The following is a 10,506-nucleotide window of genomic DNA, read 5'->3' as shown; positions in this document are numbered from 1 at the left end:
ACTAAAAGGAATTCTAAAACGCCTATTATATCCAATACAGGTTTTATCGGGGCAAGTTTCATTGATACGGAAGAATTGCAAGAAAATACATATTATTTCACAAGGAAACATCCATTAATTATACATGAAGTATTAAACGGCCTATTACAAGCAGCGTGTACATTGTTTCAAAAGCAAAATATTCCAGCATATATAACTTGTGAATATTTACGTACGGAAAAGAAAATTGGATTAATTTTATCAAAAAAGACATTCGAGAAAGAAGAGGGCATTCGTTATTTTATTGAATATCTTCGTGAAATTGGCCATTTGAAAAATGAAAAAACAGTAAGGGCAGAAATTTCTAATACAGGATTTATTGGGGTAATATTCGTGGATCTATCTTATGTTACAAGGTTTACATTCGAGACGGAAATGAAAATGCTTTCTGCGTTCGCTATTAATTTCATGGAGCCGTTAAAAGAAATTTATCATCAACATAAAATTCATTTATACTTGTCTGGAGTGGAACTTCAAAAGGAAGATAAACTAGGATTTGTATTATCTAAGAATCCTTATGATGAGCGAAAAGAAGCGAACTTGTTCTTTAAGGAGTATTTGAGAGAAAGAGGAATGTTAAAAAATTATAAAGAGAATGTGTTTATTCAAAGACACCGAGCTTAAATATTAATCATACATATTTCAACGATCAATATTGATTTATATAATCGAATTATCGAAAAGAGAAACTGAAGGTTTTAACGGTATCTCTTTTCTTTAATTTATAAGCTAAAAAAGAGGCTATCAAATTAGACAGCCCTTAATTTAAAAGAACAAAAGTATGGTTTTATTCTTTAAGAATTTCATGTAGATTTTTTTAGTCTAGTTCCAATAAACGTTGTGATGAATATAGAAACTGGATAGAAAATTAAAAAGAACAACAGTATTAATCCTGCTCCGAAAATATCATTATTTAGATCATTATTTGGAAATAAAAAACCTGTTAATATATTAAACAAAACGAAATATGGAAGCCATATAACAGAAGAAATTAAAGACGAAAGTCTAGATTCTAACCATTTTTTTGTTAGCAAAGGAATAATATTAAACGATGCAATCAAGAATATTAATGCTACTCCTAATAAAATGTTCCATATTAAATTTGAATTCAAACCTGTTAAATCGTGGATTTGTTCGCTGCTAAAATAGTGAATAAATAAATAGGCACGCAAGTAACCCATAAAGAGCACTCACTGCGTTAAGTTTCAAAAAGTAATTCAAAAAATACAGCTCCAATACTAAAAGTAACTTATTTTCCAGTAATCCCATCGTCCTATTAATTTAATACAACCCTATACTATTCATCTCGAACCCAAGCTAGTCTATATACTCAACTTCATTATTTTGACACCACGCTATCGCTAACTCTTTATAGCGTTTGTCACGATATTTATACCAATCCATTTCAATTTCAAAATCTTTGATCGTATCTTTAAATCTTCTAAACGCTCCTTTTCCGCCGATTGTTCTTAGTAGTATTCTTTGAATTTTCTCATTAGGAATCGTCAAACAAAAATCTTCTATTATTTGATATTCATTAATTTCGTATTTTGTTGGCAGTTCCTTGTAATCCTCAAAATTTTCAACAATTTCATTCGCAATTTCTAAATTTTCTATTTGCCAATCATATAAATTATTTATTGGTTTTTCATCTTCAGCATCTATAAGATCATCTTCAGATACTGAAATTACTTCTCCAGTTCTTATATTAACGAAAGAACGATAACCATCATTTTGCATTTCCATTTCTTCAATAATATCTTTAATCTTTGCTTTATTTGCCATTTTAGAATCACCTTCTTTTTTTATATTAAGCTTTCAATTGTGTTAGATAGATACAATCTTTCTTCTATCATTTACTTTATAATTCTGATAAAGGAAGCTCCATTCCTTCAATATTTTACTTTTTATCTTAACAGGTTTCACTTTCAGCTTCACTTATTATAACAATCACTTATGCACTTCAACTGCCATTTACTTTTAAAAAAATGCGCGACTTTATAGATGATCATAATGTACAGCTAATGCCCGCGTTTGTTGTAAAATAAATACATGATGAATCTTCTTTTTTCGTTCGTCACAGTTGAATAAGGTTTAAGGTAATACATTAACGAATGTACCAAGAAAAATAAAAAGGGTAAGGATACTATGAAAAATATACAATCCCTGCGTACAGGTTTAAGAGTTAGATGCGAAAAAGGCGTAGAACCAAGTGTTAGACAATCTTGTTTAGATTTTGCTGCGTGGCTACGATTAAAAATGAAATTTCCGATTAGAGTTGTTGTTTATCTGAAAAAAGCTTATCAAATAAAAGCAATTGATAAAGAAATGGTTAGTGCAACTTTTTTAGGACCGTATGATAAAAATGAAGAACCATTTATTAGAGTTGCAACAGGAGACTATGAAGAACTAGTTTTGAAATTGGAGAAGAGAATACTATATATGCAATTCTAAATTGTATGGCTCACGAAATTATTCACTATCTGCAATGGCTCAAAGATCCTAACTTTGATGTTGAAATGGCAGAAGTTGAAGCTAAGAGCGGTAGTATAAAATTAGTGGATGAGTTTTATGGTCATGACTTCATAAACGAGATAATTGAACAGCAAAAAGTATGGACGATTAAAAATAATGAAGGCATTCCTACCACTACAAGTGACAGACAAGAATCAATGCCGTTTTGGTCGTCAAAATTAAGAACTGAGAATGTTATTAAAAGTGTACCCGTATATCATGATTATCAAGTTCTAGAGATGTCTTTAGAAACGTTCAAAAAAGTTTGGTTACCTCGTCTTGATAAAGATGGATTATATATTGCAGCCAATTTAAGTGGGGAAAGTTTAGTAGGGAATGACTGGACGCCTGAGGAGTTGCTTGAACAAATACTATTTAAACTTGATGATGACTGAATGCATTTGTTCAAAATGCGGTGAATTTGAAGGAGAAATAATGGAATTTAATTGAAGAATTTATCTCTAACAGAAGGTTTCATACATAAATGGGAATTGAGTATTCCCAGTAGTATAATTTTTACATAAGGATAAAGGTTTAACTATACCTAGAAAACAATTAATAATATCAGATATTCAACTATTTTCTCCTATATTTTTTTCTAGTTCCTTCTCGTAAGATAAAACTAGAGAATTAAATTAGGAGTGTTCATTTTGAAAGTATTATTAAAGAAAGTGTCTGCTGCAATTGGTTTTACAATGCTAGTTACAAGTCCCATTATCTTTCCAATGTTGTTTTTTTTATTTGGGATGTCTACTGACGCAGATGGTACCGGGGCTGGCGGAGAATTATCAGGATCTTTTTACTTTACAATGTATTTATTAGGCTATTTTGTTGCGATCTTACTGATTACTTGTATTATTACAAGAGTGATAATCAATAAAAGTACAAACTTTAAGCTTATTAGCTGTATAGGACTGTTGTTTTTATCTTTTATATTACAGAAATTTCCTTACACTGGTACATACAGCTTCTTATTAATTCCACTTGGAGTTGTCTTATTAATCACTATAGGATTCTATGATAAGTTCGATAGGTGGAAACAGCCTTTTATATGGTTTTTAATACTCTTTCCATATTTCATTTTCGCACTTATGATTTTTGGAAGCTTAAGTATTTAAGCGCATTACATATAAGCGAATTCAAATAAACCTCTTCCATAATATGGTCGAGGTTTATTTTCTATATCCATAGTGAACAAATCATTTAAAAAATGTTCACAATTTAGTTAAAGTTACACTCTTACATAAATCATTCCAATGCATAAGATAAAGAAAGGAAATAGTTGAAAAATAACGAATTAAGTAGTGTAGGACAAACTAAAAAGGTGGCAAAAATATGACGAATAATGGAAAATATGTAGATTGGTTAAGCGAAATTGTTAAACGTCATGAAGAAGAAGGTGGGTTTGAAGATTTGCCTGGATTAGGTAAGCCGTTACCTAAAGAGCTACTAAAAGATGATTTATTAACAACAGTCATTAAGAAGTCGGGCTATAAACCTGATTGGGTAGACCAGCAGAAGAAAATTTATCAGAAGCTACAATCTATTTTAGAAAAGTTAAAAACAGATTCTAAAAGTAAAGAAGTCACAAAAATGATCTCAGAAGTAAATGATGATATTAAAAAATATAACTTAGGCTGTCCTTTTTCAATGCAAAAAAATTATATTAATAAGGATAATATAGAGAAACAATTGATTTTTTGGAATTAAGATTGTGAAAATATGAACGATTATGTTTGATGTTTGTACTAATAGAATAGTATAAACATCTTTTATTTTTTGCCGGATAGCAATATGAATCGAATGCATGAAGATGTTAAATCTAGGAAAAAATTTAAAATTAGTGTTAATGTAAAATAAAGTACAAAAGAACTATTAGTTGTATTGGGGGGATAGATATGGGAGCTACTCTTGAAATCCGACGATTAGATCGGAATTTTCCTTTTTGTTTATTTTCAAATGACGGAGCTACTTTAGTCAGTCATCATTGGCATAAAGAGGTAGAAATTATTTATGTTCAAAAAGGTATTTTAAAAATTGGTGTAAATGATGAGTTGCTTCATTTAGAAGAAGGAGAATTTTACATTATTAATAGTGGCGACATTCATTATTTTTTATCTTCACCAAATAGTATGAGATTAGTCGTGCAATTTGATTTTACAATTTTCGAAGATGTACAGTTTTTAAAGAACCATAATTTAGAATTAATTGAACTGTTTAATTGCATTCAAAAATCTAGTGTACTTTGGAATGAAGAAGTTAAACAGAAAATGATTACATATCTTAGTGAACTTGAGAGTGAATTTATCACTAAAAATGAAGGTTATGAATTAGCAATTAGGGCTAGACTTTATGATATTTTACTACTAATCTATCGTGAACTTCCTCATACTGAACATAATAAGTTGAACTATCCTAATAAGAAAGCTAGTTTATTAAAATTAGAAAAAATATTTCATTATATAGAAGAAAATTATATGAATGACATTACACTAAACGATATTGCAAATTATATTGGGTTTACGAATACGTATTTTGCTAAGTTTTTTAAAAAATACACAGGTTCGACTTTTTGTCATTTTGTTAATCAATATAGAATTACGAAAGCTCAGTGGTATTTATTTAATGAAGATCTGCCAATCACTGAAATTGCGTATAATGTTGGTTTCATGAATGTGAAAACGTTTAACAGATTATTTAAAAATGAGGTTGGTTTATCTCCGACTCAATATAAAAAAAAGACAATAATTGAGAAGTTTTAGGCAAGCAGTATGGAAGATTCGAACGGAATTTTTCTATAAACTGGAAATGTAAATAACATTTCTGGAGGTTTTCATAATGAAATTAAAAGTTGGAATTATCGGTTGTGGTGGAATTGCAAATGGTAAACATATGCCAAGTTTAGCAGCATTAGATAATGTAGAAATGGTAGCTTTTTGTGACATTATTGAAGAACGCGCTATTAAAGCGAAGAATCAATTTGGTTCTGAAGAAGCTAAAACTTATACAGATTATAAGGAATTATTAAAAGATCAATTGATTGATGTCATTCACGTTTGTACACCAAATAAATCTCATTCTTTTATTACAATTGATTCTTTAGAAGCAGATAAACATGTCATGTGTGAAAAACCGATGGCAAAAACCTCTGCAGAAGCAAAGGCAATGGTAGACGCTTCAAAACGCACTGGTAAAAAATTAACGATTGGTTATCAAAATCGTTTTCGAAGTGATTCACAGTATTTAAGTCAAGTTTGCCAAAATAATGAATTAGGTGAAATATACTTTGCGAAAGCACACGCAATTAGAAGAAGAGCGGTTCCAACTTGGGGAGTATTTTTAAATGAAGATGAACAAGGTGGAGGTCCATTAATTGATATTGGTACACATGCATTAGACTTAACGTTATGGCTAATGGATAACTATAAACCTAAATTTGTTGTTGGAAACGTTTACCATGAATTATCGCAAAATGAAAATGCTGCGAATGCATTTGGACCATGGGATCCAAAGAAGTTTAAAGTGGAAGATTCAGCATTCGGATTTATTACGATGGAGAATGGTGCAACCGTTTTCCTAGAATCAAGCTGGGCATTAAATACTCTTGAAGTTGGAGAAGCTCAAGCTACGCTTTGTGGAACTGAAGGTGGAGCTGATATGAAAGATGGCCTTCGAATTAATGGAGAAGCTTATGGAAGACTATATGATAAAAAAGTTGATATACATACGGGCGGCGTAGCTTTTTATGAAGGCGCAACAGATACTGCTGAAGTACTGGAAGCAAGACAATGGATTGACTGTATTATTAATGATACGGAACCGGTTGTTAAACCTGAGCAAGCATTAGTTGTAACTCAAATTTTAGAAGCAATCTACGAATCTTCAAAATCAAAGAAACCAGTATTCTTTAACTAATTAGAATTGGAGATGAAATAAATGACTCTACCAATTGCACTACAATTATGGAGTGTGAAAGAGGACGCAGAATTAGACTTTTTCGGTACATTAGAAAAAGTAGCAAAAATGGGATACGACGGTGTTGAATTTGCTGGATATTATGGTAAAAGTGCATCTGAAATAAAAGCTGTATTAAATAAGTTAGGATTAATAGTTGCCGGAGCTCATGTAAGTGCAGATCAGATCCTTCATCGGATTGATGATGTAATCGCTTTCGAAACAGAATTAGGAAATAAATATATAGTTTGTCCATGGGCAAATTTTAATAGTTTAGAAGAATGGAAGGAATTTGCAGAACAATTGCAACATTCTGGTAAGAAACTTTCGGAAGCTGGACTATCGTTAGTTTATCACAATCACGCTCATGAATTAGTTACTGTAGAGGATGAATATATTCTAGATCTTCTGTTAAATTCAATTCCAAGTAATCTCTTAAAAGCAGAAGTGGATACTTATTGGTTAGAATTTGCAGGTGTTGATGCCGTTGAATATATGAGCAAGTATAAGGGAAGAACGCCATTAATTCATGTGAAGGATATGGCTCAATCAAAAGAGGAAAGTACTGAAATAGGAAATGGAATCATGAATATAAAAGGCATTGTACAACAAGCAAAATTAAATTCAGTCGAATGGTTAATTGTTGAGCAAGAAGCGTTTACGAAACCGCAATTGGTAAGTGTTGAAATCGGATTGAATAACTTAAAGAAAATTTTAGCTGAAGCTTAAGTTGCTAGTAAAATAAGAAAATTTATCGAGATGGGTGAGTCATATGGTAAAAGTAACGGTTTGGAATGAAAATAGACATGAACAAAAAAATCCAGTTGTAAAAAGTATTTATCCAAACGGTATACACACAACAATTGCGAGTTTTTTAGAAGAAGCAGGATATGACACATTAACTGCTACTTTAGAACAACCTGAACATGGTTTAACATACGAAGTGTTAGAAAATACGGATGTATTAATTTGGTGGGGGCATCTTGCTCATAACGAAGTAGAAGATGAAATTGTTCAAAAAGTTTATGAAAAAGTATTGCAAGGCATGGGGTTAATTGTTCTTCATTCCGGACATTTTTCGAAGATTTTCAAAAAGTTAATGGGCACTAGCTGTGATTTAAAATGGCGTGAAGCAGCGGAAACCGAGAGACTTTGGGTTTTAGATCCAACTCATCCAATAGTAGAGGGAATTGGTGAATATATTGAAATTGATCAAGAAGAAATGTATGGTGAACATTTTGATATACCAACACCAGATGAACTAGTACTTGTAAGTTGGTTTAAAGGCGGAGAAGTATTTAGAAGTGGTTGTACATTTAAAAGAGGAAACGGGAAAATCTTTTACTTTAGACCAGGCCATGAAACTTACCCAACATATCATCAAAAAGAGGTTCAAAAAATCATTACTAATGCCGTAAGTTGGGCAAACAGATCAAAGCGAAATTATCCTTCATATGGACATCATGAGCCAATTGAGTCATTAAAAGATTAATAGATTGGGGCGGAAAAACGATGAAACTAGGCGTATTCACAGTATTATTTGCAGAAAAATCGTTTGAAGAAATGCTTGATAAAGTTGCAGACGCAGGATTAAAGGCTATAGAAATTGGAACAGGCTGTTACCCTGGTAATGCTCATTGTCCTTTAGATGATTTATTAGAAAGTGAGCAACTTAGAAAAGAATATATTGAAAAAGTTGAAAAACGTCGATTAATCATTAGTGCGTTTAGCTGTCATGGAAACCCAATTTCACCTGATAAAGCATTTGCTAAAGAATCTCATGATGTTCTTGTTAAAACAATTAAACTGGCATCACTATTAGAAGTTCCAGTTGTAAACTGCTTTTCTGGTACAAGTGGTGATCATGAAGGCGCTAAATACCCGAGTTGGCCTGTAACTGCTTGGCCAAATGAATATGGAGATGTACTGAACTGGCAATGGGAAGAGAAGCTAATACCTTTTTGGAAAGAAATGGGTAAATTCGCAAAAGACCATCAAGTAAAAATTGGCTTAGAGCTACATGGAGGATTTTTAGTTCATACACCTTATACATTATTAAAGTTACGCAATGAAACATGTGATGCAATCGGTGCAAACCTAGATCCTAGCCATCTTTGGTGGCAAGGTATCGATCCGGTAGCTGCTATTAAAATACTTGGTAAAGAAAATGCAATCCATCATTTCCATGCGAAGGATACATATATCGATCAAGATAATGTAAATATGTATGGTTTAACCGATATGCAGCCATATGGTGAAGTTCAAACTAGAGCGTGGACATTCCGTTCTGTAGGTTGTGGCCATAGTTTAAAAGAATGGTCAGATATGATGAGCGCACTTCGTACTTTTGGATATGATTATGTGGTTAGTATAGAGCATGAAGATCCAATCATGTCAATTGAAGAAGGATTTACACGTGCCGTTAAGAATTTACAGACTGTATTGATAAATGAAGAACCATCGCAAATGTGGTGGACTTAATAGTTAGCTAAACAATCCAAATAAAGTTGGTGTAAAAATGAGGAAATTAAGAGTTGCGATTATTGGCTGTGGAAATATTTTCTTAATGCACGCCCAACCTGCTTTTATAAGAGAAAATGTAGAATTGGTTGCGGTTTGTGATAAAAAGGAAGAGAGAGCAAAAGAGAAGGCTGAACAATTCAATTGCGCTTATTATACGAATTATCTTGAACTATTTGAGAAAGAAAATTTAGATGTAATTCATATTTGTTTACCGCATTATTTACATGCATCTGTTGCAATCGAAGCGGCTAAACGAAAAATACATGTTCTTACTGAAAAGCCAATGTCTATTCATTATTCTGACGCACAAGAAATGGTGGAAACGGCTAAAAACAATGGGGTAGCATTAGGTGTCATTTTTCAAAATAGGTATAATCCAGGATCGGTATTAATTAAAGAAATGCTACAAAATGGTACGTTAGGTAAAGTGAAATCTGGAAAACTTTCAGTTACTTGGGACCGTTCGGATGAGTACTATTTGAAAAGTGATTGGAAAGGTACATGGGAAAAAGAAGGCGGCGGTGTAGTCATCGACCAGGCGATTCACACGATGGATTTAATGCGTTGGTTTGTTGACGATGAGATTGAATACGTAGACGCTACGATAAGCAATCGAGCGCATGAAATCATAGAAGTAGAGGATTGTGCTGAAGGCGTTATTAAATATAGAAATGGAGTAGTAACAGCATTCCATACAATTAATTATTATTCTTATGATGCACCAGTTACGATCGAACTTCATTGTGAAAATGGCATAGCTAAAATGATCGCTGACCGTGGTATTGTTACCTTAAATGATGGTAGAGAGTTTATTGTTGATAACAACCCGAATGAAACTTTTGACTACGGAAATGGTGCAAAAGGCTACTGGGGAGTAAGCCATGTTAAACAGATTAATAATTTCTACGAAGCATTAGAAAATAAATGTGAGATTCATATAACTGGTGAAGAAGCGATGAAGACTCAGAAAATGATTTGTGCTGTATATGATTCAGGTAAGAAAAAAGAGAGAATTTATTTATAATTGATTAAATTTCCCCAAAAATTTAATCATTAGACTTATTAAAAAGTAAATGACGTGGAGCTTACTGTTCCATATTGTTTACTTTTTTTATTTTCTTAGAATAATCACTGACTAATTTGAATGTAAAGAATACAGGGGAAATTGCAGGTAATGAGACTGTACAACTTTACGTACGTGATCTTTCTTGGTGATGTTTTTCGTCCTGTAAAGAATTAAAAGGCTTCCAGAAAGTAAGACTAGTACCAGGTGAAGCCAAGAAAGATACGTTTATTTTAAAAGAAGAACAATTACGTTACTATCATTCAAATTTAGAATTTGAAAGTGATAAAGGTTTTTTTGAAATAAGGATTTCAGCATTTTAAATTAAGAAATTTCATTTACCGAACGTGATTCATTTAGGTTAACTGAAAGAAAAACTAGCTTACTAGAACATGTAAAGAAAGAAATAAACC

The 10,506-nt window shown here is 32.0% G+C and carries 13 protein-coding genes and 1 pseudogene; 12 read left to right on the top strand and 2 right to left on the bottom strand.

Going from position 1 to position 10,506, the window contains the following annotated elements:
- The coding region (locus ACFCYN_RS23940) for a hypothetical protein (RefSeq protein WP_375952378.1) at positions 1–663 on the top strand (663 nt) is incomplete at its 5' end.
- A gap of 179 nt (positions 664–842) precedes the next feature.
- On the opposite strand, the gene ACFCYN_RS23935 is transcribed toward ACFCYN_RS23940, so the two are convergent.
- Both ACFCYN_RS23935 and ACFCYN_RS23930 read right to left on the bottom strand, forming a co-directional pair.
- On the bottom strand, positions 843–1,220 hold the full coding sequence (locus ACFCYN_RS23935) for a hypothetical protein (protein ID WP_375952375.1): 378 nt from the start codon (positions 1,218–1,220) through the stop codon (positions 843–845).
- A 136-nt stretch (positions 1,221–1,356) separates the two neighbouring features.
- Positions 1,357–1,824 (bottom strand): UPF0158 family protein, encoded by a 468-nt coding sequence (locus ACFCYN_RS23930; protein ID WP_375952372.1) that lies wholly within the window; start codon positions 1,822–1,824, stop codon positions 1,357–1,359.
- Between the two features lie 363 nt (positions 1,825–2,187).
- Between ACFCYN_RS23930 and ACFCYN_RS23925 the strand changes: the two genes are divergently transcribed.
- The 11 genes and pseudogenes from ACFCYN_RS23925 to ACFCYN_RS23875 all read left to right on the top strand — a co-directional run.
- Positions 2,188–2,493 carry a hypothetical protein gene (locus tag ACFCYN_RS23925; RefSeq protein WP_375952369.1) on the top strand — a complete coding sequence of 102 codons (306 nt, stop codon included), beginning with the start codon at positions 2,188–2,190 and terminating at the stop codon, positions 2,491–2,493.
- Positions 2,494–2,558: 65 nt separating this feature from the next.
- The gene (locus ACFCYN_RS23920) at positions 2,559–2,948 is read left to right on the top strand and encodes a DUF2750 domain-containing protein (RefSeq protein ID WP_375952367.1); all 390 of its coding nucleotides are present in this window, start codon (positions 2,559–2,561) and stop codon (positions 2,946–2,948) included.
- A gap of 255 nt (positions 2,949–3,203) precedes the next feature.
- The gene (locus tag ACFCYN_RS23915; RefSeq protein ID WP_375952364.1) at positions 3,204–3,671 is read left to right on the top strand and encodes a hypothetical protein; all 468 of its coding nucleotides are present in this window, start codon (positions 3,204–3,206) and stop codon (positions 3,669–3,671) included.
- A gap of 217 nt (positions 3,672–3,888) precedes the next feature.
- Positions 3,889–4,263, top strand: a complete 375-nt coding sequence (locus ACFCYN_RS23910) for a DnaJ family domain-containing protein (RefSeq protein ID WP_172444721.1) — start codon at positions 3,889–3,891, stop codon at positions 4,261–4,263.
- Between the two features lie 188 nt (positions 4,264–4,451).
- Positions 4,452–5,315 carry an AraC family transcriptional regulator gene (locus tag ACFCYN_RS23905; protein ID WP_375952361.1) on the top strand — a complete coding sequence of 288 codons (864 nt, stop codon included), beginning with the start codon at positions 4,452–4,454 and terminating at the stop codon, positions 5,313–5,315.
- Between the two features lie 76 nt (positions 5,316–5,391).
- Positions 5,392–6,468 (top strand): Gfo/Idh/MocA family protein, encoded by a 1,077-nt coding sequence (locus tag ACFCYN_RS23900; RefSeq protein WP_375952359.1) that lies wholly within the window; start codon positions 5,392–5,394, stop codon positions 6,466–6,468.
- Positions 6,469–6,489: 21 nt separating this feature from the next.
- Positions 6,490–7,236 (top strand): sugar phosphate isomerase/epimerase family protein, encoded by a 747-nt coding sequence (locus ACFCYN_RS23895; RefSeq protein WP_375952356.1) that lies wholly within the window; start codon positions 6,490–6,492, stop codon positions 7,234–7,236.
- A gap of 43 nt (positions 7,237–7,279) precedes the next feature.
- Positions 7,280–7,999 carry a ThuA domain-containing protein gene (locus tag ACFCYN_RS23890; RefSeq protein ID WP_375952353.1) on the top strand — a complete coding sequence of 240 codons (720 nt, stop codon included), beginning with the start codon at positions 7,280–7,282 and terminating at the stop codon, positions 7,997–7,999.
- A 20-nt stretch (positions 8,000–8,019) separates the two neighbouring features.
- The gene (locus ACFCYN_RS23885; protein ID WP_375952350.1) at positions 8,020–8,988 is read left to right on the top strand and encodes a sugar phosphate isomerase/epimerase family protein; all 969 of its coding nucleotides are present in this window, start codon (positions 8,020–8,022) and stop codon (positions 8,986–8,988) included.
- A 37-nt stretch (positions 8,989–9,025) separates the two neighbouring features.
- On the top strand, positions 9,026–10,054 hold the full coding sequence (locus ACFCYN_RS23880; RefSeq protein WP_375952347.1) for a Gfo/Idh/MocA family protein: 1,029 nt from the start codon (positions 9,026–9,028) through the stop codon (positions 10,052–10,054).
- Positions 10,055–10,272: 218 nt separating this feature from the next.
- Positions 10,273–10,416 (top strand): annotated as a pseudogene (locus tag ACFCYN_RS23875) (fibronectin type III-like domain-contianing protein); the annotation flags it as partial.
- Positions 10,417–10,506 lie beyond the last annotated feature (90 nt).

The sequence above is a fragment of the Gottfriedia sp. NPDC056225 genome (assembly GCF_042267765.1).
Taxonomy (GTDB): domain Bacteria; phylum Bacillota; class Bacilli; order Bacillales; family Bacillaceae_G; genus Gottfriedia.
The sequence above is the reverse complement of the archived record's forward strand: the minus strand, read 5'-3'. Positions and strand labels throughout refer to the sequence as shown.